Source organism: Tichowtungia aerotolerans (genome assembly GCF_009905215.1).
Classification (GTDB): domain Bacteria; phylum Verrucomicrobiota; class Kiritimatiellia; order Kiritimatiellales; family Tichowtungiaceae; genus Tichowtungia; species Tichowtungia aerotolerans.
Map to the genome: position 1 here is coordinate 3,589,663 of NZ_CP047593.1, position 26,633 is coordinate 3,616,295.

At 47.4% G+C, this 26,633-nt stretch carries 20 protein-coding genes, 1 tRNA gene and 2 pseudogenes; 9 read left to right on the plus strand and 14 right to left on the minus strand.

Going from position 1 to position 26,633, the window contains the following annotated elements:
* Positions 1 to 19 precede the first annotated feature (19 nt).
* Complete coding sequence (locus GT409_RS14765) at positions 20 to 2,233, plus strand: tetratricopeptide repeat protein (protein ID WP_160629823.1); 2,214 nt, start codon at positions 20 to 22, stop codon at positions 2,231 to 2,233.
* Between the two features lie 6 nt (positions 2,234 to 2,239).
* Here GT409_RS14765 and mnmA read toward each other — a convergent pair whose 3' ends face one another.
* Positions 2,240 to 3,334 (minus strand): tRNA 2-thiouridine(34) synthase MnmA, encoded by a 1,095-nt coding sequence (mnmA, locus tag GT409_RS14770; protein ID WP_160629824.1) that lies wholly within the window; start codon positions 3,332 to 3,334, stop codon positions 2,240 to 2,242.
* Complete coding sequence (locus tag GT409_RS14775) at positions 3,331 to 4,215, minus strand: cation diffusion facilitator family transporter (RefSeq protein WP_160629825.1); 885 nt, start codon at positions 4,213 to 4,215, stop codon at positions 3,331 to 3,333. The genes mnmA and GT409_RS14775 overlap by 4 nt, the downstream gene beginning before the upstream one ends.
* Before the next feature lie 127 nt (positions 4,216 to 4,342).
* On the opposite strand from GT409_RS14775, the gene GT409_RS14780 reads away from it, so the two are divergent.
* Positions 4,343 to 4,419: transfer RNA gene (locus GT409_RS14780), tRNA-Ile, on the plus strand.
* Between the two features lie 48 nt (positions 4,420 to 4,467).
* On the opposite strand, the gene GT409_RS14785 is transcribed toward GT409_RS14780, so the two are convergent.
* The 3 genes from GT409_RS14785 to GT409_RS14795 all read right to left on the minus strand — a co-directional run bounded on the left by GT409_RS14785 (position 4,468) and on the right by GT409_RS14795 (position 9,116).
* Positions 4,468 to 5,643, minus strand: a complete 1,176-nt coding sequence (locus tag GT409_RS14785; RefSeq protein WP_160629329.1) for an ISL3 family transposase — start codon at positions 5,641 to 5,643, stop codon at positions 4,468 to 4,470.
* Between the two features lie 83 nt (positions 5,644 to 5,726).
* A complete protein-coding gene (locus GT409_RS14790; protein WP_160629826.1) occupies positions 5,727 to 6,044 on the minus strand; it encodes a hypothetical protein in 318 nt (105 codons plus the stop codon).
* 597 nt (positions 6,045 to 6,641) lie between these two features.
* A complete protein-coding gene (locus tag GT409_RS14795; protein WP_160629827.1) occupies positions 6,642 to 9,116 on the minus strand; it encodes a GH36-type glycosyl hydrolase domain-containing protein in 2,475 nt (824 codons plus the stop codon).
* Positions 9,117 to 9,398: 282 nt separating this feature from the next.
* Here GT409_RS14795 and GT409_RS14800 point away from each other — a divergent pair, with 282 nt between their 5' ends.
* On the plus strand, positions 9,399 to 9,713 hold the full coding sequence (locus GT409_RS14800; protein WP_160629828.1) for a transposase: 315 nt from the start codon (positions 9,399 to 9,401) through the stop codon (positions 9,711 to 9,713).
* Complete coding sequence (locus GT409_RS14805; RefSeq protein ID WP_160629829.1) at positions 9,710 to 10,189, plus strand: DDE-type integrase/transposase/recombinase; 480 nt, start codon at positions 9,710 to 9,712, stop codon at positions 10,187 to 10,189. Before GT409_RS14800 ends, GT409_RS14805 begins: the two co-directional genes overlap by 4 nt.
* A gap of 166 nt (positions 10,190 to 10,355) precedes the next feature.
* On the opposite strand, the gene GT409_RS14810 is transcribed toward GT409_RS14805, so the two are convergent.
* Complete coding sequence (locus GT409_RS14810; protein ID WP_160625940.1) at positions 10,356 to 11,573, minus strand: IS256 family transposase; 1,218 nt, start codon at positions 11,571 to 11,573, stop codon at positions 10,356 to 10,358.
* Between the two features lie 218 nt (positions 11,574 to 11,791).
* Between GT409_RS14810 and GT409_RS16185 the strand changes: the two genes are divergently transcribed.
* Positions 11,792 to 12,025: an integrase core domain-containing protein gene (locus GT409_RS16185; RefSeq protein ID WP_160629830.1), complete on the plus strand. Its 234-nt coding sequence runs from the start codon at positions 11,792 to 11,794 to the stop codon at positions 12,023 to 12,025.
* A 150-nt stretch (positions 12,026 to 12,175) separates the two neighbouring features.
* Here GT409_RS16185 and GT409_RS14820 read toward each other — a convergent pair whose 3' ends face one another.
* From GT409_RS14820 to GT409_RS16190, 4 genes are all read right to left on the minus strand, one after another.
* Positions 12,176 to 13,756, minus strand: coding sequence for a sulfatase (locus GT409_RS14820; RefSeq protein ID WP_160629831.1), 1,581 nt, complete (start codon positions 13,754 to 13,756; stop codon positions 12,176 to 12,178).
* Between the two features lie 47 nt (positions 13,757 to 13,803).
* Positions 13,804 to 17,790: a glycosyl hydrolase family 18 protein gene (locus tag GT409_RS14825; RefSeq protein ID WP_160629832.1), complete on the minus strand. Its 3,987-nt coding sequence runs from the start codon at positions 17,788 to 17,790 to the stop codon at positions 13,804 to 13,806.
* 90 nt (positions 17,791 to 17,880) lie between these two features.
* Complete coding sequence (locus tag GT409_RS14830) at positions 17,881 to 19,638, minus strand: hypothetical protein (protein WP_160629833.1); 1,758 nt, start codon at positions 19,636 to 19,638, stop codon at positions 17,881 to 17,883.
* A gap of 384 nt (positions 19,639 to 20,022) precedes the next feature.
* Positions 20,023 to 20,334 carry a transposase family protein gene (locus GT409_RS16190; RefSeq protein WP_160629834.1) on the minus strand — a complete coding sequence of 104 codons (312 nt, stop codon included), beginning with the start codon at positions 20,332 to 20,334 and terminating at the stop codon, positions 20,023 to 20,025.
* Positions 20,335 to 20,701: 367 nt separating this feature from the next.
* Between GT409_RS16190 and GT409_RS16195 the strand changes: the two genes are divergently transcribed.
* Positions 20,702 to 21,118, plus strand: a complete 417-nt coding sequence (locus GT409_RS16195; protein WP_408647965.1) for a sulfatase-like hydrolase/transferase — start codon at positions 20,702 to 20,704, stop codon at positions 21,116 to 21,118.
* Here the strand turns inward: GT409_RS16195 and GT409_RS14845 are convergent.
* Complete coding sequence (locus GT409_RS14845; protein WP_160629836.1) at positions 21,029 to 21,334, minus strand: transposase; 306 nt, start codon at positions 21,332 to 21,334, stop codon at positions 21,029 to 21,031. The genes GT409_RS16195 and GT409_RS14845 overlap by 90 nt on opposite strands.
* Before the next feature lie 176 nt (positions 21,335 to 21,510).
* Here GT409_RS14845 and GT409_RS14850 point away from each other — a divergent pair, with 176 nt between their 5' ends.
* Both GT409_RS14850 and GT409_RS14855 read left to right on the plus strand, forming a co-directional pair.
* On the plus strand, positions 21,511 to 22,437 hold the full coding sequence (locus GT409_RS14850) for a helix-turn-helix transcriptional regulator (protein WP_160629837.1): 927 nt from the start codon (positions 21,511 to 21,513) through the stop codon (positions 22,435 to 22,437).
* 215 nt (positions 22,438 to 22,652) lie between these two features.
* Positions 22,653 to 22,832: pseudogene (locus tag GT409_RS14855) on the plus strand (IS256 family transposase); the annotation flags it as partial.
* 85 nt (positions 22,833 to 22,917) lie between these two features.
* Here GT409_RS14855 and GT409_RS14860 read toward each other — a convergent pair.
* Positions 22,918 to 24,077, minus strand: a protein-coding gene (locus GT409_RS14860) for an IS3 family transposase (protein WP_408647942.1) whose coding sequence is annotated in 2 segments (ribosomal slippage) — positions 22,918 to 23,822 and positions 23,822 to 24,077 — 1,161 coding nt in all. Because the reading frame shifts where the segments join, the coding sequence is not laid out codon by codon here.
* A 79-nt stretch (positions 24,078 to 24,156) separates the two neighbouring features.
* Between GT409_RS14860 and GT409_RS14865 the strand changes: the two are divergent.
* Positions 24,157 to 24,468: pseudogene (locus GT409_RS14865) on the plus strand (transposase); the annotation flags it as partial.
* Between the two features lie 205 nt (positions 24,469 to 24,673).
* Here the strand turns inward: GT409_RS14865 and GT409_RS14870 are convergent.
* On the minus strand, positions 24,674 to 25,864 hold the full coding sequence (locus GT409_RS14870; protein WP_160629838.1) for a glycosyl hydrolase family 18 protein: 1,191 nt from the start codon (positions 25,862 to 25,864) through the stop codon (positions 24,674 to 24,676).
* Between the two features lie 21 nt (positions 25,865 to 25,885).
* Positions 25,886 to 26,629 carry a carbohydrate-binding family 9-like protein gene (locus GT409_RS14875; RefSeq protein ID WP_160629839.1) on the minus strand — a complete coding sequence of 248 codons (744 nt, stop codon included), beginning with the start codon at positions 26,627 to 26,629 and terminating at the stop codon, positions 25,886 to 25,888.
* Positions 26,630 to 26,633: the final 4 nt, after the last annotated feature.

The following is a 26,633-nucleotide window of genomic DNA, read 5'->3' on the forward strand; positions in this document are numbered from 1 at the left end:
GCCTACCATGCCATCATTCATGCAAAAACAAAGTTCCATTTTTTTGATCGCTGCGGCAGGGCTGACATTGCTTTTCGGATGCAGCGAGACTGTACACAAGCGCGAATACAGCGGATCGTCGAGCTGTATGGAATGCCACGAAAAGTTCTATAAACTGTGGGCGCCATCACACCACGCCAAGGCGCTTCAGCCGTGGTCGGCGGATCTGGCAGCCGCCCTGCCTCCTCAACCGGAGCCGATTGAGGCAGAAGGTCTCTTCTACATGACGCACATCACCCCCGAACGCGGGTGGATGAGTGACGATCAGGGCAAGGAATACAATATCAAATACGCGATGGGCGGCAAAAACTACTACAATTTCCTGACGCTCATGGACGACGGCCGCCTGCAGGTGCTGCCGGTTATTTATGATGTGCAGCATGACGAATGGAAAAACACAACGCTCAGCATGCTGCGCCATTTTGAAGATGGGCAGCAGGACACGCCGGTCAGCTGGCGCGATTCCATGCTGACGTTTAACGCGGAGTGTTTCCGGTGTCACGTCAGTCAGAGCGAATCAAATTATGATCCGGAGACAGATACGTATGCCACCACATGGGAAGAGCCGGGCATCAGCTGCGAATCGTGTCACGGTCCGGCCTCCGAACATGTACGGGTCTGCAAAGAAGCTCCCACCAACAATCCACCGAAGAATCTGGAAATCATCAAATGGAACGAGATGTCCGTCGAACAGCAAAACGCGTCCTGTGCCGGATGCCACACAAAAGGCGGGGCCATCACCGATGGATTTGAAACCCAAGACAACTATTGGGATCATTATGACCTCACCACCTTTGAACACGCCGACTACTACCCGAACGGCCGCGACCTCGGGGAAAATTATACAATGGGCAGCTGGTGGCTCAGCCCCTGCGCGACCAAAGGCAATCTGAGCTGCACATATTGCCACACATCCAGCGGCCGCTATAAATTCAAGGACAATCCCAACGAAGCCTGCCTGCCCTGCCATGAGAAACGCCGTCTGGACGCGGCCGAACACATGCACCATCCCAACGGCGGAGCCACCAAATGTACAGACTGCCATATGGCCATGCATTCGTTCGGCGGCATGAACCAGTCCGACCACTCGATGCGTCCACCAATGCCCAACCTCAGCATCGCGGTCGGGTCACGCAATGCCTGCACCCTCTGCCACACCGACAAATCCAATGAATGGGCTCTGGAACATGTGCGCGAATGGCATCCGACGTTTGACAAAGACACCGAGTTTGAAATGAAACGCGCCCTGCTCGTACAGGCATTGCGCGACGGCGACTGGGACCAGCTTCCCGCCGTACTTGATTACATTAAAGATCCGGAATCCGATCCGCTCTTCACCACCTCGATGATCCGACTGCTTCCTCCAACCAACGATCCACAGCAGCACAGCATTCTTCGAGATCTGGCCACCGAAGCAAAACATCCGCTGGTGCGCTCTGCAGCCGCAGCCGCACTCGACGGAGACAATAATCCCGGCGACCGCCCGACGCTGCTGGCGGCCCTGTCCGATCCGATCCGCCTCGTTCGCGTCCGCGCCGCCGAGCGTCTTGCGGCAGTCCCCGAAAAAGAAATTCCGGAACCGGACCGTGATTCATTCAAAGCCGCCATGGAGGAAATGTGGACCGCCAACAATCTGCGACTCGACCACTGGGGCTCGCACTACAACGCCGCCAATATCCTGATGCGCCAGCAGCGTTACCGCAAAGCCGCCGAAAAATATGATCGCGCTCACGAGCTGCGCGACGACATTGCACCTCCGCTCATCAATGGAGCGATGGCGTTCGCCAACCTCAATGAGCTTGAAGCAGCGGAAACCCGTCTGATCCAGGCAACCCGGCTGCCGGAACCGTCCCCGGAAGCCCACTTCAATCTGGGACTGCTCTATGCCGAACAGGGCAAAACCGATCAGGCAGAAACGCATCTGCGCAAAGCTTTTGAGCTTCAGCCGCAAAATGCTCAGGCCGCTTACAACCTGGCAATCCTGGTTTCGAACAAAAATATGCCCGAAACCTTCCGGCTTCTGAGAGCCGCCATTGAAGCGGATCCGTACAATCCGCGCCATGTGGAAACCCTGGCGTATTACTACATGCAGACCCGCCAGCCCGATCTGGCAAAAAAGATCATCGAACAGGCCTTCGAGCGCGGGGTGACTTCTCCGGGCCTTCAAAGCATGTATGGACAAATCGGCCAATAACGGCGGTCATTCAGCGTTCAGGATCCAGCCGCCGCCGAGACATTCGGTATCAGAAAAGACGACGGCCGCCTGCCCCGGTGTCAATGCAAACTGCGGCTCATCGAAGAGCACACGAAACTCGCTGTCGCTGATTTTCTCAATGGCTGCTGCTGCACCGCGGTGGCCATAACGGGATTGCACCGTAAACTTTCCAATGTCGGGAAGATTATCAGCGCCCTCATGCAATGAGTTTCCAAGGTTTGGAAACACTCCTGAGATCCAGTGCGCATCGGTCACAACGCAGCTCGATTTCATCACTTTCTCGCGAGGAGCGAGTGTGATGCTGTTGTCGTCGGCGTTAATATCGCTGACATAAACGCGCTCTCCGGTCGCCACGCCGGTTCCGCCGCGCTGCCCGACAGTAAAACGGTGAATTCCTTCGTGCTCCGCCAGTACATTTCCCTGATCGTCGAGAACCTCTCCCTTTTTCTTAATCTCCGGAATACGGGTTTCCACAAATTCGGCATATCTACCGGCCTCAACGAAGCAGAGATCCTGACTTTCGCCGCGGGGAACGACAGGAAGATTGTGGTCTGTCGACCACTGTTTGACTTTATCTTTGGTCCAGCCGCCAAGCGGGAAAAGAATATGTGCCAGCTGTTTCTGGGACAGGCGGTGCAGGAAATAGGCCTGATCTTTTTTGGGATCGATCGCACGCCTCAGATGATACTGCCCATCGAGCTCTTCAACCTGTGCATAATGGCCGGTGGCCAGCATCTGACAGTCCAGCTGCACCGCGCGATCGAGCAGAAACCCAAACTTGATGAACTGGTTGCAGGATATACACGGCGACGGCGTTCGTCCCGCAGCATACTCCCCGGCAAACGAAGAAACCACGCGCTCCTCAAAACGGTCCTGCGCGTTGACCACATAATGGCGAATACCAAGCGCAGCGCAGACTTTCTTGGCCCGGGTAACATCCTCAAGAGAACAGCATCGAGACCCTTCTTTCCACATGTGTGCGGTCAGGCCGATCACTTCCCATCCCTGCTCGGCGAGCAGAGCCGCGACTACCGAGCTGTCGGTTCCCCCACTCATTCCTACTGCCACGCGCTTTTTCATATTGTTTCATCCGGTTCAATGTGAACTGTTACATCGGCCACAGACGGGCCGTCTTCAAGCAGCCGAAACTGCACCTGCGTGGCGATGTCATGGCCCTTGCGAACCGTCATATCCGGATCGACCTCGGCATGCAGATCCACAAACCAGCCGGAGCCGACCCGCCGCGTACGCAAACGATGAATGGAACGAACCCCGGGCACCGACTGGGCCAGCGCTCTAATGCGGTTTAAATCGTCCCGTCCTGCACCATGGTCCATCAGCTCGGAAAGGGCCGGTGAAGCAATATCCCACGCAACCTTGAGAATCAGAATAGCGACCACCAGCGCCCCGATCGGATCCAGAAAAGCCCATTTGGGATTGGTCGCGGCAGCAGCCACAGCCACCAGCGCCGGAATTGAACTGAGCGCATCACTGCGGTGATGCCATGCATTGGCAATCAGAGCCGATGAATGAATTCGTTTTCCCACGGTACGCGTTCGGCGAAAAAGAATTTCCTTGGAAACAATGGAAAAAAGCGGTCCGAGCAGAGCAATCGAAAGCGGAGGACATTTAGGGCCGTCGCTCATACTGCGAACGGCGTCTGCGCCGAACCCAAACGCAACTGTCGCCAGCAGAAAACTGATACAGAGTGCTACCACCGTCTCCACACGCTGATGCCCATATGGATGCCGCTCGTCGGCCGGCGCGGACCAGAACTTCACGCCCAAAAGAATCAGCAGATCCGTTCCCATGTCAGACAGGCTGTGCACAGCATCTGCGACGACCGCCTGCGACCGGCCGTAAATCCCCAAACTAAATTTCAAGGCAGACAGCAACAGATTCACCACCAGCCCGATAGCGGTAATATCACGAATCTGTTTTTCTGGTGATGGGGTACTCATGAGCAGGAAACCCTAATGAATCCCGCATTCGGTTGCGAGAGCTTTATTAAAACTCAGCAGAAACGAAAATGCCTGAACTTATGGCCTTGAATAGCAGCAGGATGAAGACTATCTTTTCCGGTCTTTCGGGCCCGTAGCTCAGTCGGTCAGAGCAGGAGACTCATAATCTCTTGGTCGGGGGTTCAAGTCCCTCCGGGCCCACCACCCTAAAACCGGCTCTTCCCCAAAGACGGGGGCAAGGGCGAATTTTTATTAACCACACATCACAATTACTCTCAATCTGTAATTGCTGAAATTCCTAAAGCCGTAGGCTCTCCTTTGAATCAGCTCCATCTTGGTATGGAAGCCTTCTGTAATGCCGTTGTTTCGGGTGAAACGCCACATCCGGGCGATCTCATCGCGCCAGGAACTCAATGTGGCCCCCAGCGTGCGCAACGGCTCGAATGGACTGTTGCGCAGCTGATCGATCCAGTACAGCAGGCGTGAGATTAGCGGCCGGCAGTCCTTTTGTGTTCGATGCTTCTGGTTGAGCAGTTCGCATAGCTCCTCTTTGGCCTTGTACACCATACCAATCGCTGGGTTCTGCTCAAAATATCGCTCCAGACGGGCTTGCTGCTCCGGGCGCAGGTTTTCGCCTTTTCGGCGCATCAGCGATAGCAGCCCACGGTTTTTACGCCCTACAGGGTCAAGTAGCTTCCATGTGTCGAGGAAATGGCGGATGACGGTTCGCACCACATGGAACCGATCGCTGACGATCAATGCATTCGGGAAATACTTCCGAGCCAAGCTGCGATAGCTTGATGAAAGGTCGATACAGACCACCTGAACGCGCTCTCGGCCTTTCATTCGCATCAGAGCGCTATGCAGGGAGTGCTCCGATCGTCCCTTGGCTACCTCGAATATCCGATGCTTCTGCAGGTCACAGAAGGTCGTTGCGTATCCCTGCTTCTTGGTGAAGAAGTGTTCATCAATACCCAGAACCGTCGGGCACAACCGGCTGGAAAACATCTTCTCTTTAAGCTCCAGATGGTCATGAAACCACCGCTCGACAGTAGCGGATCCGATCCGCCGGGTGCGGTGCAGCTGTTGCTGGCTGATGCCGTCACGGTGATCCATAAAGATCTCCTGACGGAACATCTCGGTACTGCGCCGGTACGGCAGCAGGCCGGGCACTCGGGCCCTAAAATAGCGTCTGCAGTCTTCGCAGCGATATTTACGCAGCGTCAAGTACAGCCAGGTGTTTTTCGTTCCAATGCTTTCATGACGCAGCTTCCGTACAAATCGATCCTTAGTGCGCAGCTGCTCTGAACTGCATTGCGGACAGGCCACCGGGCCAACGTACTCGGCATGAATCATCACGCCACCGTGGCGGACTACGGAATGAACCTTGATGCCGGGGCCGACCAGGTCTATCTTCTCTTGGGGCATAGCGATCTCCTTTTTATTCCAACTGCTACCTTAGCAGTCAGGGATCGCCCTTGCCCCCGTCTTTGAGGAAGAGCCTACGCACTTCATCCACCGGAACAGAGGCATAACGGCAGTGCGGAGCCATCGTTCCGACCCGTACCAATCCAGGACGAATCAACCCCTTCGCCGACTTCAATCACTTCACCGACAGTGGCATACCCGGCGTCGAACGGATATGGAAAGTCTTTTTCCCAGGTCGAGCCTGCCGGATAGTCGCCGATGAACGCCGTCGTTTCCGTACCAATGCTGATCAGCGATTTGTGGTTTTTCACCAGCAGCTCGCCGGACCCCGGCTTCGGAATATCCCGGCACTGAAGCTCTGCGGTCTGTTTCTTTGCAAAAACGATAATCGGATTTTTCATTCAACGTCTGCTACTCCTCTGTAGTCTTTAAAGTTATTCAGGTGACGGTTGTTCAAGTCACCGAAACCGATAGCGACATCGGGAAGTAGGACGGACGTATCTCATTTCAATCTTCATCATATAGATCTTTTCTTTTGCAACGAAGAGCTGAAAATCAGTCCCCTTTTGACGATTGAAACGGGGATCATCTCTAGCTGTTTCTGCAGCATGGAAACGTTCACTGCGCAGGTCGTCCGTCAAAAAACGAATTATATTCGGTTTCACCGTCATTACGCAGTCAGTTTTCGGAAGTATTTTATTGCTCCCCAGTCTTGTAGACCTAGCGGCAGGAATCTCTCCACTGCCCGTTTTTTTCGACGATATCAGCAGGGTTCCTATCTTTCCAAGACCTGGGTCAGTTGAATACGTATTCTCGCAAGAAGTGAAACACACACAATCGAACGACACCTTTGACATTAAACAACATTGAGACAATAAACGGTTCATTTTTTTCTTTTTGGCAGCGGCACCCCTTACAACAAAAAGAAGGCTAGCGTGGGTCACAATACGGACAAACAATAATAGCTTTTATCGGTCTATGATCCACACCGTATCCTGCTAATCTTTAGTGATTATTACTTGTACATCATGAACAGTTCCATCGCCTATGACAGGCATAACATTGCCTTCCAGCACCACGCCATTAACTGTTATATGAGTTATACCAGTACCAAGTCCATCAGGATTATGAATTTCAATATTGTAAATATCACCACGAAAATAACGTGATATTTTACATGCTTTCCAACCAGTTGGCAAACAAGGATCTATCTTTAAACCATCATAGTCCGCCTGAACCCCCAAAATGCCCTGAGTCATACCTGCTAAATTGGATGCAGCAGATCCTGTAAGCCAAGAATTGCGAGCCTCTCCGCAGTATGCCGACTCCGGACCGGCAATCATTTGGCTGTAGATATAAGGTTCTGCTCGATGCACTTCACTGAGATTTTCCCGCTTAATTGGGCAGATAGCATTGTAATATTCCAGAGCACGATCTCCACGCCCGAGCTTACACTCGGCGGAGATTGCCCAACCATTCGGCTGACAGAAAACACTTCCGTTTTCCTTCAGACCCGGAGGAACTGTTGTCATTTGACCATGCTCAACATTAAACACGGTATAAGACGGCTGGTTCAAGAGAATACCATGCTCACAGTATAACTTGTCCTTCACCGAATCCATAGCCTGCTTGGCACATCCATTTTCAAAACCAACTTCGGCCCAAACATTCCAGACCTGGGACTCAATGCAAATTTTGCTAGCACCCTCGGGGCTATCTTTCGAACCAATAGCCTTTCCGTGCCGATCATAAGCACGGACAAACCATTCGCCATCCCAGCCGTTGTTGATGATATTCTGTTTCATTTGCGCAACAGCAGCTCGAGCTTTTTCAACCGTTTCCATATCACCACGTTTTGCCGCCATGGCGGCGAGTTCGTTGACAGCAATCACAAATTGCCCAGAAATCATTAGGGACTCCGGCACACTGCCGACCTCAGTATCCAATGCAGCGTAATCGGCTTCACCCTGCCAATTTTCGCCTTCCTCAATTCGCGTGATAAGTAAGTTCAGACAATCATTCCAGTCGGCTCGACCGATTAGCGGAAGACCGTTAGGCCCACGGTATTTCTGGGAATAATTAAACGATGTTAACATGTGGTCATACAGCGAAGCAGGTGCGCCATGGTCATCTGCATACGGAATCATTTCATCAAGAATGCTCCAGTCTCCCGTCTCTTTAACGTAGGCGGCAGTTGCAATAAGAAGCCAGAGCGGATCATCATTAAACCCTGTACCAATCTCAGCATTCCCCTTTTTGGTGAGCGGTTGAAACTGGTGGTAGGTCGCCCCTGTGCGCCACTGAATACCTGCCAGATCAATGACCCGTTGACGAATACGAGGAGGGTCCATCAGGTGAACTGCAGCCATGATATCCTGTGCGGCATCACGGTACCCTATTCCCCGACCAATTCCCGTATCCCAGAAAGAGGTGCTTCGAGCATGGATGTAGGTCTGCACACACTGGTACGGTGTCCAAGTGTTCACCATCGTGTTAATTTCTTCATCTGGCGTCTCAACCTGAAGAACATTAAGAGCATTCTCCCAGTCATTCACTCTTTCGGCAAACAAAGCTTCGGTTTTTTTCCGGTTTAATAGTTTTTCAATCACCGGTTCAACCAATGATTTATTAACCACTTGAGGTGCCGAAAACTTTTGATCCTGTGGGTTTTCCCAATACCCAAGAGCAAAATTTATTTCTTTACTTTCGCTCGGTTGCAACATCAAGTTGAGTTGATGGCTTCCAATCGGATTCCAACCTTCGGCAATCGTATTTTTAAGTTGCCCCAATCTTACAGATTCCGGTGAGTCAAACCCACTATGCATTCCCCAAAAAACATGCCCATCGGTTTCATACGCCGCAACATCTTCACTACATCCAAAATATGCGAAATGATTCCGTCTTTCACGATATTCGGTCTTGTGGTAAATAATATTTCCTTCCACCTCAACCTCACCATAATTATAAGTACTCTGATAGTTCGTCATATCATTCAGAGCCTCCCACAAACACCACTCTACAAACGAAAAAACCGAAATATCTTTCGCTTCGTTTGAAATATTTTTAACACTCACTTCCCAAACCTCGGCATTTATATCGAGTGGAACAAAGTAACGGACAGTAACATCGATCCCATTTTTCTGTGACTGGATTACCGTGTACCCTAAACCATGGCGACATTCATATAAATCCAACGTTGCTTTAACAGGAGCCCAGCTGGATGACCAAATCTCTTCTGTTTTATTATCCCGCAGATAAAGGTATCGACCACCGACATCATTAGGGATATTATTGTAACGATATCTCGTCAACCGTCTTTTCCGTGCATCAACATAAAAACTATACCCACCTGCAGTATTAGAGATTAAAGAATAAAACCCTTCCTTCCCAAGATAATTAATCCAAGGCAAAGGAGTATCGGGGCGTTCAATAACATATTCACGATTCTTCACATCAAAATATCCGTACTTCATATTTCCCTTTCAACAAGATATAATTTCGTTAGTATTCCACCAATGAAATGATCACTCACGGCATCTTGTAATAAAAATATAATTAAACTTGAGGACAAGAAATGCCTCAGATTATTTCATTTATACTCGAAACTCAGATATCCACTTGTGTGAGTCAAGTTCTGAAAAAATGGTTTTGGTATTCCCATCGATCCTGTTTATTGGAGAGGCGGACTTGAGAATTTGGACCACCGGTTAAGTTAGTTTTGGCGCATGGCTCCCGAACATGAAAGGATAGGTGCTATGAATAAACAGAGACGGAAACATACGGCGGAGTTTAAGGCTCGTGTTGCGCTGGAGGCAATCAAAGGGCTGGAGACGATCAATCAGATTGCGGCTAAATACGAACTGCACCCGGTGCAGGTCGGCGCCTGGAAGAAAGAGCTTCTGGAGGGAGCGGGTTCCCTGTTTGTGCGCAAGAACGCAAAGGATGATTTGGGACAGAACCATCGGATTGAGGAACTGGAGCGCAAGGTGGGGCAATTGACCATGGGGAACGAATTCCTCGAAAAAAAGTCCGTGCAGCTGGGGATTGCCGTCAAAGGACGGCGCTGGTGAGCCGGGAAGAAAAAATCAGTGTGAGGCGGCAGTGCGAACTGCTGGATATCTCCCACTCGCTGTTCTATTACCTGCCCAAAGGTGAGCCGGAAGAGAACCTGCGAATCATGCGGGAAATCGACAGGTTGCATATGGAGGATGCTACCGCCGGATCGCGGCGGATGCGCAATTATCTTTGGCGCAGAGGCTGGCCGAAGATCGGGCGGGGCCGGGTTAAACGGCTTATGCGTCTGATAGGCATCGAGACGGTTTATCCGCGCAAGCACACGACGATTCCCGGCGGGCCATCGGGCATTTATCCCTATCGGCTGAGGGGGCTAAAAATCGACCGTCCGAATCAGGTCTGGTGTGCAGATATCACCTACATCCCGATGGCCAAAGGCTTTATGTATCTGTTTGCAGTGATGGACTGGCATTCGCGCAAGGTCCTGGCATGGGAGCTGTCCAACACGCTGGATACCGGCTTCTGCCTGTGAGCGTTGAATAAAGCCGTTGAATCGGTCGGCAGGTAGTGTCCAGAATCTTTCGCACTTTCGTTTTGGAGTTCTCCATAAATTCTGTTGTTCGGGGCGGCCTCTGGGCTTCGGGCCAACGAGAATGGGTCATATAACTCGTCGGAGTTGGGTCGAAGCCCGAGGCCGCCTATGCGGCATTCTTCTTGAGTTGTTCCAGTTCGTAGAGTCGGGTCATGTTCAGGTAGCGGCGCGTCCCCCATTTGGTGCCTGCGATGTGGCGTAGACGAGCTGCGACCAGCATCAGCGCGGACTGTCCGTCAGGAAAGCTGCCGACTACGCGGGTACGTCGCCGGATCTCGCGCATAATCCGCTCCAACGGATTGTTGGTGCGGATGCGCCGCCAATGCTCCTCGGGATAGCTCATATAGCTCAGTGTTTCGTCTACGGTTCGTTGCACGTGATCGGCCGCTTTGTTCAGCTTCATGCCTTTTAGCTTTTCTACGACTGCCTGAGCCTTTTCCAAGGCCGCTTCGCGGTCTTCCTGGGCATGAATTGCTTTGAGCATGGCAGCGACTGCTTTGACTTTCTGGCGCGGTACATTCTGGAAGATGTTGCGGTACCAGTGAACCACGCAACGTTGCCAGTCGGCGGATGGATAAACCTCGGCGACCGATTCCACCAACCCAAGGCATTTATCGCTGACGATCAAGCGAACCCCTTTGAGCCCCCGCTCCTTCAGATCGCGCAAGAATGCTTGCCATCCGGCCTTGTCTTCCTTCTCGCCTTCGGCGGCACCAAGAATCTCTCGATAGCCTTCCGCATTGACTCCAATAGCGACCAGAACCGATACGTTCTTCACTTCGCCGCCCCAGCTGCGCTTCAGGCAGATCCCGTCGAGATAGACGTACGGATACTCGCCATCAATCGGGCGTGTCCGCCACTTCTCGATGCGTTCATAAACTTTTTGGTTCAGGTTACTGACCGTTCCCGGGCTGACTCGCGTGCCCCACAGTGCCTGCGTAATATCTTCAACACGGCGAACCGACACCCCGGCCAGATACATCTCCATCAACGCTTCTTCGACGGAGCTTTCACGACGACGATAGCGTTCAATGATCTGTGTCTCAAAGGGAATGCTGCGAAGCTTGGGTACTTTGAGCTTCACACTGCCGGCTTGTGTCTCCAGTCCACGCTCGTAATGGCCCGCACGAGAATCCACCCGATCCGGGCTTCGCTCATAGCGTTTTGCTCCGCACAGGGTATCCGCTTCGGCATCCAGCAGGCCGTTGAGCGTCTCCTCAACGGAGCCTCTCACCAGCTCCTGCAGATGTCCCCGCACAGCCGAGTCGTCAATTTCGATGATCTTTTTCGTGGTATCTTCCGTCGTCTTTTGGTCTCTATCCATTTGGTTCTCCTTGTGTTTGCTGACACACGGCTGGTTTTACCAGCCGGGAGAACCCCAATTCAAATGTGCGAAAGATTTAATACGCTATCGGTCGGCACGGTGCCGGACATTCTCAACACGGATCAAGGATGCCAGTTCACGTCAGATGAGTTGATCGGGCGGCTCAAAGAGCTGGGTATAACAATTAGCATGGACGGCAAAGGCCCTGGCTGGACAACGTGGTCATTGAACGGTTCTGGCGGAGCATCAAGTATGAGGACATCTACCTGAAATCATACGAGAACGGCTGGGAACTTGAACGGAGCATTGAAGCGTATATGATGCGCTACAATTGCAAGCGTCCACACCAGCCGCTTGGGGATGCCACGCCGGAGGAAGTGTATAGAGGCACAGTCGAGCTGGCTGCAGGAAAAAAGACTTTTCATCCCTCCCCCGGGGGAGGGATCGGTTGACAGAAACCGGAGCCTATGCGACACAACTTAAACGGAGCACCGAGTGGTTTAAACCCTGAGTCCACTTCTATACGCTAGATTTTAATTCTAAAAATATATTTTATCACAACTCAGTAGAAATTTTACAAATAAGCATGCAATTTATAACTTCTATTCTAAGCCTTGAGCACCCGTTTCAATCCTGATCAAAGCATCCAACGGCCATCTAATTGGTTTTTTAGAAGGCAAATGCACAGGTCTTATGGCCTCTGTTTGTTTCATATATTTATCTAACTGTACGCATAGAGACTTGGCTTTCTCCATATTGCTTAACAACAGATTATTCGCTTCTGAAACATCTGAACTTAAATTATACAATTCAAATGTTTCATTCAAATGGAAATAAATTAACTTCCAATCCCCCTTAATAATGGCTGTTGAAGGCGTCACACCACCATTTTTAAAATCGGGACCATTAATGGCCTCGCCATCAAATCGATAAGGAAGATGGAAAAACAAAGGCCGCTCCATCAACTTTCTTGATTTTCGCCCCTTAATCAATACACTTAGATCCTTGCCGTCAATCTGACTCTTATTCTCCCCCAACGAATCAAAACAGCCTGTTATTGAAAGAATGGTTGTGTAAAGATCCTCGATAATTACAGGCGTATCTACTTCCATATTCTTCGCACCACTACCGGGCCATTTTATAATTGCAGGAACACGTATTCCACCCTCATACAAACAAGCTTTTCCACTGCGTAAAGGATAATTAAAATCATATTTTTTACCATACAAACTCTTGCTTTGTCGCCACAAAACACGCCCCCCGTTGTCGGAATAAAAAATAACAAGTGTATTATCAGCCTGACCAGCATCTTCAATTGCCTGCAAAAACCGCCCTAAGCTAACATCAACTCCCTCAATCATCGTTGCATAATCGGGCTCTTCTGCGAGTTCGCCCGAACGCCTCTCATAATGTGCACCAAACCGTGGATCCTGTTGAATAGGAGTATGCACCGCATAGTGAGCCATATTCATAAAAAATGGAGTCCCATCCTTCATTGCCCGCTCTATTTCAATGATCGCCTTATCAGTCAGCGCCTCAGTCAGATAGGTATCACTTCCATAATAGTCTTCAAGCCCCGGAACCTGCATCGTTTTATTTTTCTGATTTTCATAGTTATCGGTTCCATAATAACTACCCGGTTGACCATATTGACTTCCGCCAATATTGACATCATAGCCAATCTCTTCAGGAGAAGGATGATCGCTACCATATTGAGTCAAATGATATTTTCCGGCGTGAATTGTCCTATAGCCATGCTCTTTTAGCACACGTGGTAAAGTAGAACTTCTTTTATCAAGAATTTTCCCTCCTGGAAACATCATTGTATGATTATGATTATACAATGTACCAAAATCGCCTGTGATTTTACAACGCATCGTATTTTGGCCGGTAATAAACGATGCTCTCGAGGGACAACAAAGTGCTTGAGAATACGCACGAGAAAATCGAACTCCTTCATTGGCCAACTTCTGTATATTTGGCGTACGATAACGTTCATTGTATAGCGTTTCCTCCCCTCTCCATACAAGTGATGTATCATTCCATCCCAGATCATCAACCAAGAACATTAATACGTTAGGTCTTTTTTCTTCTGATTTGGCAAATGCTGGTAAAAAGCCATCTAGAATGTTTCCCACAAGGATAGTCCCAAAAACTAAAAAACGTCTTTTCTTCTTCATCATCTCACTCCTCTGTATATTATATTCTATAAATATTAGATCTAAACAACTTAAAAACCAAATCCTTCGATTCTTAATCTGATAAAAAGTTTTTCACTATCCACATTAACAGGAATACTATTAGTAATTATATCAAAGTTGTCATCAATGGAAGTTACCCCCATAACCTCATAGTCGAGATTAGTCCACAAACCAGACACTAAATCTAAATTTTTCTCTAAATAATAGCTAAGACCGCGTGCGACAGCATCCCTACGCTTCCTATAGGTATATTCAAAATAATTAGTTCCACTATCTGTCGTCAGCGCAACATCTCCAGCAATTCCAATATCTTCATTATTACCCGGATCTCCACCCAAAGCATATTCTGAAAGATTGTCTAGACAGTCTCCATCCGGATCATCTAATAGACCTACACGATCACTTAGACCTAAATAATCAGCCACCCACCGATTATAAAAATCCAGAGGATTAAACTGATCCATGCTTTCAGCACAAACCGTCTCGCCGACAACTCCCATCATATTTTCAATACAGGTTACTGTGTAATAATCCATAGAAATATATTGCCCACTCCCCCATGCCGCACCATCACCAACACCGGTTAAAATCATTTTATTTATACTCGGCAAAGTTAATATCCGACTTACTCCGGCGGTGTTAAAGCCCACATCAGAGTCAAATTTCCAATATACATCATACAGCCCAACAACCGTATCAAAATCTACTCGAACAGTAAGCCCTTCTGTACTCACGAGAGGAATAGCCCCACCTGAAATGTCAGGAGTTGAAGTACTCTGGCCTCCCTCCGCAATAACAGAAAAAGCCATGCCATCGAAAGAATCCATCCTTCTAAACTTAAGATACAGAACATTCGCATCTCCAGTTTGTTGCATTAACCAATCCACGCTCGACATATCCGGAGCTGAAGACATGTCCCATGAATCAAAACGAATTTCTGCCCTATATTGCCCCGCATATGACTGATCTAAAATAAGCCCCGTTGCAAGACTGCCAGCGGCCATATTTGTAAAAATCAGATTCCCATCACCATCTGTAATAATGCCGGCACGTGCCACACCAAAAGTCGCAGAGTCGGATCCTGTCTGATCCAGCCCACTTAAAGATGTCTCTCTGGTTTCACTCATTTGGAAGTCAAGTAATGGCTCGATATAAGTTACGGAATAAGAATCTATAGCAACAAACTGCCCCCCACCCCACGAAGCTCCCTCCCCCGTACCAGTTACAATCATCTTATTCATACAGGGAAGAGTCAATTTTCTGTTTGTACCTGCAGCTGTAAACGCCACATCAGAGTCAAATTTCCAATATACATCATACAGCCCAACAACCGTATCAAAATCTACTCGAACAGTAAGCCCTTCTGTACTCACGAGAGGAATAGCCCCACCTGAAATATCAGGAGTTGAAGTACTCTGGCCTCCCTCCGCAATAACAGAAAAAGCCATGCCATCGAAAGAATCCATCCTTCTAAACTTAAGATACAGAACATTCGCATCTCCAGTTTGTTGCATTAACCAATCCACACTCGACATATCCGGAGCTGAAGACATGTCCCATGAATCAAAACGAATTTCTGCCCTATATTGCCCTGTATATGACTGATCTAAAATAAGCCCCGTTGCAAGACTGCCAGCGGCCATATTTGTAAAAATCAGATTCCCATCACCATCTGTAATAATGCTGGCACGTGCCACGCCAAAAGTCGCAGAGTCGGATCCTGTCTGATCCAGTCCATTTAAAGATGTCCCTCTGGTTTCACTCATTTGGAAATTTATAACCTGTGGAGGAGAAAGACTCAAAGTATCAGCAATCGAGGTGAGCAATGATGCCGAATCATTAAGTTTATCCCCCCCCAAATCCCAGATCATAACTCCCAAATAACCTTTTTTCAATACATGCATCGCCTTTCGCCTTACTGTATTAATGCCATTAAAATAATATCCATTAACAACATCTACATCCGGAGTCGGATTTTGATCATCATAAAGACTAAAGTAAGCTTGTAAATCGCCGTTAGTGTTCGCCCCATAAAATGGCACACCTAGACAAACTTTATTTCGAGGAAACCCAAAACTCTCCCAGTTAGCCAATGCGGACAGCGCATCATCAAACGTCGAATGATCAGGCAGCCCCATATCATACGCCATAATATTAACCCAGTCCAGATGCTGCAGTGCGGCAAGAGGAATATCCTGCATCCAACCGAAGGAAACAGCAGAGGTTAAAAGCAACTCATCTTCTGACAATGACATATCAAGTAGCTCCAACAATTCACCATAATTAACTTTGTCGGTGCTTGTATAAGGATATTCCCAATCAATATCTACACCATCTAAATTATTATCGAGGCAAAATTGCTTAATCTGACTCACAAAATTAGTTCGACCAGATACGCTCGATGCCATCGATGAAAAATTCCCCGACTTCTTGTCAGAGCAACTTATAAGAACATTTACATTTGCAGCATGTGCATTTTCAACCAAATTTGACAGTCTTGAAAACTGTACAAGAGAAGTGTCCAAATCGCCAGCCGAAGAAAGCATCATGTGTCCATAATTTACATCTGTAACTTGGCTATAATCGATTAACCGTTCTACGTTCCGATAATATGGAATATAGCCAACAATATGCTTCCCATAATAATCAGTTACTGGAGGACCAAAACTAGCACCGTTGGTTAATGTAACATTGATATAATCAATATCAACGAACTGATTTAACCCCCAAGAGGCAGAATTACCCTTTAGTTTACACAAAACAAGCTCTGTAAATTTTGAAACATCGGCCGCATTTCCACGTACAATCCGCGAAAATTCAGAATCAGTGTCATACTTCCAGTATGAAGAATAAAACCTAGCATCTAAATCGAGAACCACACGAATTACGACCCCTGTTTCGCTGTTAGAAAACGGTATAAATGTACTACCGGCCGCTCTACCATCCGTTGCATATGAACCTATGCTAATTCCACCAGACGCTGCCATAAACTGACAATTCAGGATATCCTCTGAATCTCCACTTAGACCGACAGAAACTACAGCATTGCTTGCGGTGGCAGCAGACAAATCCCAAGAATCAATACGCCATTCAATAATTACAACTCCATTAGTAATAGCTGCAAGAGGAGTGTGCGTCATCCATTGACTATGGCTCACATTCTCCAAATGAAGACTCCCTTCTCCATCTGTTACAGCATCTTCATCAATACCACTATTATATGACAAATGATCATTTCCAGTATTCTCTAAATTTTCGACAACAGTTCCTTCTCGATCATTCATTGTATATTCGATAAAATATGGAGACGGTTCTATGTAAGTAACAGTATAATAATCCATTGAAATAAACTGGCCTGTCCCCCAACCGGATGATCCATTACTTGACAAAACAAATTTGTCGATACCTGGGAGCCCCCCCAGTGATCTAGCAGCACCAGCCGCAGTAAAACTTGTATCGCCATCCCATTTCCAATAAAAATCATATAAACCAGCTTCGATATCTACATCAACTCGAACCACAATACCGATACCAGCGCTTATGAGCGGAATGGTTGCATCCAGCGGAGTTGATGTATTTTGCCCCCCGTCGGTACCTCCAAATACCGTAAACAACATACCGCCATAACTGTCGTGTCTTCTAAATGTCAGATTAAGAACATTAGCATCCCCTGTCTGCTGCACTAGCCAATTCACATTAGCAAGATTAGGCGCTGCAGACATATTCCATGAATCAAAACGCATCTCAATCCTATACAGACCGTTGTTCGAATATACCTGACTCAGAGGAAGCCCTGCTGCAGAGCTAAGTGTGTTGCTAAACACCAAATTTCCCGCACCATCCGTGACGGCCGGACGCACAGCTCCAAAAACAGCTGAATCCGACCCGGTCTGGCTTAGTCCATTCAGAGAAGTACCTGTGCCTTCATTCATTTGAAAGTCGATAAGCTGCGCCTGCAAAGAAGCATGTAGTAATACAACTACTACAAGTATTTTTGACCATATTTTATCTTTCATTACCTAACCTCCCTACAGACAAGAACATCTGTCGAACCTTAATAGACACGCAAAACAACACACTGATTATTTCGACATGGCTTTGGAATGTTAGAAATCAGATTTAATTCTGAGTCGTAAAAACATGTTAGCGTCACTACCTATTACAATACGATTAGTTATCGTTTCAAAATCTGTATCAACTATACCAACCCCCATAACCTCATAGTCGAGATTAGTCCACAAACCAGACACTAAATCTAAATTTTTCTCTAAATAATAGCTAAGACCACGTGCGGCAGCATCGCTACGCTTCCTATAGGTATATTCAAAATAATTAGTTCCACTATCTGTCGTCAGAGCAACATCTCCAGCAATTCCAATATCTTCATTATTACCCGGATCTCCACCCAAAGCATATTCTGAAAGATTGTCTAGACAGTCCCCATCCGGATCATCTAATAGACCTACACTGCCAGCTATCCCATAACTCGCAGCCCAACTAGCGTAAAAATCAGCAGGACCAAAACCAATACCGTTAGTCAATGTTACATTGATGTAATCAATATTTACAAACTGCCCCTCTCCCCAACTAGCGGAATCTCCTTTAAGTTTATATAAATCAAATCGTGAAAAAACGGTAACATTCCCCATACTTCCAAGAACAATCTGTGTAAAATCAGCGTCTGTATCATATTTCCAATATGAGGCGTAAAGTCCGCTGTCAAAATCCAAAACAGTCCGCAAAACTACCCCAGTTGTCCCTGTAAGCGATACAAGCGTATTACCTGCTGAACCTTCGCCTGTTGCATATGACCCAAGACTGACATAATTAGAAATTACCGCAAATTGACAATCGACAATCACTCCAGGCCCCTCAGCAACACCAACAGAAACTACAGCATTGCTTGCGGTGGCAGCAGACAAATCCCAAGAATCAACACGCCATTCAACAATCACAACCCCATTAGAAATAGCCGTAAGTGGAGTGTGCTTCACCCAACGATCAACACTCACATTCTCAAATCGCAAATTCCCATTTCCATCCGTGACCGCATCATCATCAACAAAATCAGCATAAGAAGAGTGATCATTCCCGGTATTCTTCAAATCTCCAATCGCTGTTCCGGCCGAATCATTCATTGTATATTCGATAAAATATGGAGACGGTTCTATGTAAGCAACAGTATAATAATCCATTGCGATAAACTGTCCTTCTCCCCATGTGACATTACCACTTGACAAAACCATTTTATTGATACTGGGAAGTCCACCTAAAGATCGAGCAATACCAGCTGTTCTAAAATCTGAATCCGTATCCCATTTCCAATAAAAATCATATAAACCAGCTTCGATATCGACATCAACTCGAACCACAATACCGGTACCAGCGCTTATGAGCGGAATGGTTGCATCCAGCGGAGTTGATGTATTTTGCCCCCCTTCGGTACCTCCAAATACCGTAAACAACATACCGCCATAACTGTCGTGTCTTCTGAATGTCAGATTAAGAACATTGGCATCCCCTGTCTGCTGCACTAGCCAATTCACATTAGCAAGAGTAAGCGCTGCAGACATATTCCATGAATCAAAACGCATTTCAATCCTATACAGACCGCTGTTCGAATATACCTGACTCAGAGGAAGCCCTGCTGCAGTGCTAAGTGTGTTGCTAAACACCAAATTTCCTGCACCATCCGTGATAGCCGGACGCACAGCTCCAAAAACAGCTGAATCCGATCCGGTCTGGCTTAGTCCACTCAGAGAAGTACCTGTGCCTTCATTCATTTGAAAATCAATAAGCTGCGCCTGCAAACCTCCTCCAACAATGACCATAAAGATTGTTACCCATACATGTTTTTTTATCATAGCTCTCCCCAATTTCACATACACTACGTTGTGTAAGCGGTTTTAAACTAAAGTAGTGTTTAAAGCTCAGGTTTTAAATGCCTAAACCATCAAAAAAAATACTCATTATTCATATTTCATGATCAACTCTTGAATGATACAGTTACTTATAATTTTAAGATTATTGTTGCAAAGAAGCAACGTTTGAGAATTTGAACCACCGATTAAGTTAGTTTTTGTGAATAGCTTTTGAACATGAAAAAGACAGAAACTATAGTGAAAATATATGGAAAAATAATGCTCAAACAGGCTTCTAAGTCTTTAAGTATGAAAACATTTATCTCACCGGATGGATGCCTGACCTAGACATTGAAGCGTATATGCGCTACACCTCAAGCGTCGCCATTAGCTAAAGCGCGAATAAGGGTCCAGCCAAGTGAGCGCTTCCAGCTTGGGGCCACATGCGGGGCAAAGCATTCGCCGTCGTGTAATCATCAGCCATGTTGTCTTCCCGAAGACCGGAAGTTCACGTATCCACTGGATGGTTGAGTCATGGACAGTGTGAGATAGCGACCCGCAACCACTGCAACGGCCAGAGCCATTTTCTGCTGTCAACTCGATCCATACTTCGGACGGATCCCCTGGGGCCGGCCCCACTGTTCCGACACGGAACCCTTCCCATTCACCGAGAATTTTGAGTATCTTTTGAGCGGTCATAACGGAATCTCCTTTTGGTAGTTGTTTCTCGCAAAAGCAAGATACCAAAAATTCCGTTATGACTCCTCGTCCCCCGAAAATGGGTCTTGAACCAAAAAAAAGCAGAGAGGTCGTCAAACTAGCGACATGATGTCTCCTCTGCCTTCCAAGGGGAAACCAAACCTATGCGACATAACAAATAAAACATTGATTTGGATTAAACCCCCGAATCACTGCTGGCTGCTGACAAAAACCATTATGCCTGAGAAAAAAAATACGTCTGATCCGGATATTGTTTAATTTAAAATTAAGGGTACCGTGTTTTTAAACATTGAAAGAAGCGGTAAATTTGAAATCGAAAAACCTACAAAAAATTATTATTTCAGGAATGCTTATTACGCAAGCGTTGCATGTCCTAGGAAGACAACCAAAAGATAGTCCCAATGTAATAGCTTTTCTTTTAGATGACAGCGGACAACGGTCCATGGGCGAGGTTAATACTGCTGAACCTCGATTACAAATAGGTTATGCTTTGCCATTTCGCGATGGAAAAGGATCAACCTGGGAGAGTGGGGTTCGTGTACCTGCGATCTTTTGCTGGGAGGAAACGATATCGCCGAACCGCATTGTGCAGAAACCGGCCAGCACCTTAGATATTTTACCGACTGTCTTTGCCTTGACCGGCGTTAGGTCGCCTCGGGAAAGTCCGTACATCTCACGAGCCTCTTCGGTCAAATCGCGCTTCCGTGCAGGCTTCAGAGCTTTTTGCAATGACCTCCTGCAGAATGTGCTTACCCAGGCTTAGGTCAGCGACGAGCTGCTTCAGCTTGCGATTTTCCTCACGCAACATGCGTAACTCACGCACTTCACTAACGCCCAGCCCTTTGTATTTCTTCCGCCAGTTGTAAAACGTGGCCTCACTGACTCCCATCGACCGGCACAGTTCGGCAATCTCCTCACCGTTCTCTGCCTGCTTCAGGGCATATACGACCTGCTCTTCTGCGTATCTCTTCCGCTTCATTGTCCCTCCTTATCATGAGGTTAAACGAAGCCGAATCCTAAAGTTCAATTGGTCCAGTTTTCAGGGTGAACGTCACCAAGCTGTTGCTCTTTGATCCGTACGCCTACTGCGGTCAAACTCGGCATGGTACGATTCTCAGTTGACTATATTCAGGTAAAGTTGTATATATAAGCTTTATGGAAGTTTCAGTAGCCATTCCATCGATACTGGGGGAGAGAAAAAACCAACAAACAGAAGAAGTAACGGTTCTCGCATCAACACCCCGAACACGGCAACGCATGATAGACCTTACTCAAAAATCCGTTAAATCACTCGTAGATCTTGATGTTAGGGTTTTAGGTACCGACTGGGCTCATGGCAATTATTTGGCTGGCACTAAAAAATCAAGTACACATCTATTGTACTATGCAGTAAGGGGCAACCATATATATTTCGATATTGGAAAAGGAGAACAAAACCTCCCCCCCAATCACGTACTCATTGTACCTGCCGGTTTTCCTCAATGGACCCATCTCTCAAAAGGAAAATCCGTAGGGATATGGGTTAATCTTTGGAATACCCCTCGATGGCATTTTCTAGAACAAAAAATGCCATCTATTCATATAGCGAATGACTTGTCAAAATTAGCCAGCGCAATTGACGCCTGCATTGATGAACAAAAGTCTCCAGAAAGATATGGGGTAGAACAAAATATCTCTAATTATGCCAAAATTATCAGTAATTATATCATACGCACTGTAAAGCCAGAATATAAGTCTTCGGATATAAGTCACTTATTAAAAATAGATCAACTTTGGCATGAGGTATCAGCTGATCTAACACAACCTTGGACAGCAGACATTCTTGCCGCCCGAGCACATATGAGTGTTGGTCATTTGTATAATATTCAAAAACGGTTAACAGGAACCACTCCCATGCAAATGGTACTTCGATTAAGAATGGAACGAGCACAACTCCTTTTGACCAACACTAACCTGACACTTGACCGTATTTCAGAAGAAATCGGATTTAGCAGTGCATTTTCCTTTTCAAATGCATTTGTACGCCAGTTCGGGCTTAGACCCGGAGCGTACCGAAGCCAATTACACAAAAAAATCAAATAGTCCCTCCAATAATACTTACAATTCAGTTTAGAATAAGGTCGTTTTCTCTACTTAACTTTAGTGATTGTTACAAAGCGATTCGATAATCTGAATAAGCGTCTTTTCGCCTCCCTCATTGATAGTGGTGATAGCGTATTAAATCTTTCGTACATTTGAGTTGGGGTTCTCCCGGCTGGTAAAACGATACGAGTGTCAGCAAACACAAGGAGAACCAAATGGATAGAGACCAAAAGACGACGGAAGATACCACGAAAAAGATCATCGAAATTGACGACTCGGCAATTCGAGGACATCTACAGGAGCTGGTGAGAGGCTCTGTTGAGGAGACGCTCAACGGCCTGCTGGATGCCGATGCGGATGTCCCATGCGGAGCAAAACGCTATGAGCGAAGCCCGTGACCTGATCCCATAAAACTGGACGGTTTGTAGTGAGAGTTCTCCGTGGTAATGACCTGCCCCCGTCGATTGGACCACTGAGCCTCTAAAATACGGCTTCTAATAGTTGCTGTGTTCTCTGGGTTCCCTCCCTCCTCCGGAGGAGGGTGGGAAGCGCGGACGCCTCCATCCACGCACCTATATATTCCGTCGGAGTCTTGTTATCAAGCGACTTATGCGGTCGCTGCTCATTGTAATCTTTTTTCCATGCTGCGAGTTTATCACGGGCATCGTCCACTCCGAAGAAAAGCTCCACATTCAAACATTCATCCCTCAACTTTCCGTTGAAGCTTTCGATGTATCCATTTTCGGTCGGCTTACCCGGTCGGATAAACTCCATGGCGACCTCATGATGATATGTCCAGGCATCCATCGACCTGGAGTAAAACTCGCTTCCGTTGTCCACACGAATGCTTTTGGGATAACCGCGTTGATTAGCCACTCCGTTCAGACAAGACGCGACCTTTTCACCGGTGATGGATCGGTCAGCATATAGCGCCAGGCATTCCCGACTAAAGTTATCGACTACCGTCAGTATCCTGAAGTGACGCCCGTCCTCGGTGCGATCCATCACAAAGTCCATACTCCATTGCTCGTTGGGCCCGGCAGCCTGCTCAAGAGGAACACGAGGCCGGTTCGCCAACTTTTTACGGGGTTTCGTGCGAACGGCAAGGTTTTCCTCCATGTAGACCCGATAGACTCTTTTGTGATTAATCTCCCATCCTTCCCGGCGCAACAGAACATGAATGCGCCGGTAACCGAACCGGACACGTTTAGCGGCCAGTTCCTTAATCCGCAGACGAAGCGCCTCATCGTCCCGAGGCTTCGCTTTGTAGAAAAAGGTGGTCCGGCTTAACTCAAAAAGCCCGCACGCCCGGCGGCCCGAGAGTCCGTATGCATCACATGCCCCCTCGGCCAGTTCGCGCTTCCGTGCAGGCTTCAGAGCTTTTTTGCAATGACCTCCTGCAAGATGTGCTTGTCCAGACTCAGGTCGGCTACGAGCTGCTTCAACTTGCGGTTTTCATCACGTAACATGCGTAACTCCCGCACCTCGCTTACTCCAAGCCCCTTGTACTTCTTGCGCCAGTTGTAAAACGTGGCCTCACTGACTCCCATCGACCGGCATAGTTCGGCTATCTTCTCGCCGTTCTCCGCCTGCTTCAGGGCATATACGATCTGTTCCTCTGTGTATCTCTTCCGCTTCATTCGTCCTCCTTATCATGAGGTTAAACGAAGCCGAATCCTAAAGTATCAACTGGTCCAGTTTTCGGGGTGAACGTCAGTAGAAAAGCTAAAAGGCATGAAGCTGAACAAAGCGGCCGATCACGTGCAACGAACCGTAGACGAAACACTGAGCTATATGAGCTATCCCGAGGAGCATTGGCGGCGCATCCGCACCAACAATCCGTTGGAGCGGATTATGCGCGAGATCCGGCGACGTACCCGCGTAGTCGGCAGCTTTCCTGACGGACAGTCCGCGCTGATGCTGGTCGCAGCTCGTCTACGCCACATCGCAGGCACCAAATGGGGGACGCGCCGCTACCTGAACATGACCCGACTCTACGAACTGGAACAACTCAAGAAGAATGCCGCATAGGCGGCCTCGGGCTTCGACCCAACTCCGACGAGTTATATGACCCATTCTCGTTGGCCCGAAGCCCAGAGGCCGCCCCGAACAACAGAATTTATGGAGAACTCCAAAACGAAAGTGCGAAAGATTCTGGACACTACCGCCCAGAGGCCGCCCCGAACAACAGAACTTATGGAGGATGCCAAAACGAAAGTGCGAAAGATTCTGGACACTACCTTTCTGTATTGCTGCTATTCGAGTCGGACGACCGTTCCCATATTGACCGATCCGCATGTATTCTTTCAGCAATAGGATCAATTAACGGATGGCGGGCAAAATCAAATCCTGCCTCGGCAGGAAAATAGTCAGACTGAAACTCCCACCAAAACACCCCGCGATAGTCACATTGCAAAGCCCACTCAAGTTTAAGCTGCAAACTATGTGAATTATCAATTGTAACAAATTCAGTTTTGTCAGGACTATAATAATAAGGAGCTTCTGCGCAAAAATCATAAGACTCCGTCCAGCCATTTGAAACCAATGAAGTCAATTCCGTATAATCAAAATATCTTCCATTTTTCTCTCCCAATGGAACATCACTCATCTCGCCAGGCAATATACCTCTATAATAGAACCCGTAATTTGCAAGACCTATACAGATCTTATTAGAAGGAAACATTCGCCAATTTTTCAGGTCTTTTTTAATTTTATCCAACGGTGCATTATGGGATGGAGTTTTCCCCCAAATCCCCCCTCCCATATCGTAAGTCATCACATTTACCCAATCTATAACACCGCAGAGCCGGGACGCCTGTTCACAAGTATACTTCCGCCAAGAATGAATAGCTGTCGTTAGAAAATAATTCCGCAAAACAGTGGGTTTTCCAAGCTCATCTAATGCTGCACGCAAATCAGTTAGCAACGCAATATGCAACTCAAGATCAAGAGTATGCTCCCAATCAACATCAACCCCATCAAAATTGTATTTTGCTACAAAAGAGCTTATTACTCTAGCAAATTTTCTTCTCCTCTCTGGATCCTCAGCTACAAGGTTGTATTCTTCATCCCCCAATATTGAGAGCAAAACCTTTGTCCCATCAAAATGAGCTCGAGCAATCAATTCCGGCACCAAACTACAGCCAAAATCCCCCTCTGAATATGAGTGATTTCGGACCATTTTTTGCACCACATCTGTTTCCGGTTTATCAAAATCAGAAGCCTCCCACATCGGCGATGCCATAACATACATAATATCAAACCAATCAAACCGCGTCTGATCTAATTGAGAGCGGCTTGAGATCGAGTCACCCACTACATAAATAGAATGGATAAAAATATCCCGGTCGTTTTCGGATGCACGCACTTCAAAAAAAACCGTATAGCAGAAAACAAACAAAAACAGCGCCCGAACGGAAAAATGCATCACGAATCCTTCAGTATAAATTTATTTAAAAATGAGCTTGTTATAACCCTCATAGTAATGAAACCCGTTATGTAGTGATTTTGGGAAAGACATGAGCAGCAGAGGTTGCTCAAATGATTTTGAATAATCAAAACGCGTAGCACAAAAACACCATGCTTCGTCACAGAAAGATGCACCATCTTTGGCGAACACCTTTAACGGAACAGCCATTTCCGCAACATACCCTTGGTCATTATCCTTCCAGTTGCCATCAGTACCCTGAATCGTCGTAGCAACCCGGGCCCCTGACGACCAACTTGAGAAACGGTCCTGCCCTCCCGCCCCTCGACTAGCATAGCGCGCATCATACAACGTGCCGTTCGGAGCGACCACTAGTTCAAAATAAGTGTTGTTGTTCGTCCTAGGCTTGATGTATAATTCCACGCAATCGCCAATCCAAAGTGACGCATCCCCCTTGCTGGAACTAGACCAGACATCATCATCATTGCACTCAAAGGAAACATATAAAGTCTCTTCATCCCGCAAAATACGCACAACAGTTAGAGAAACATCTTCAGCATCTTTGGGGCTATAGATGTAAAAATTGGTAATCGCATCCGCCAACCGCCAAACATCTTCATCCACCCGACCGTCAATGGTGATAGATGAATATATTTTATTGCAGACATAAGAACCTGGCACCATAGACTCTGCCGACGTTACATTACACACAAACCCAACCAAACCCACTATCAAAATAAACGTTTCTAATCTCTTAATCTTCATACAC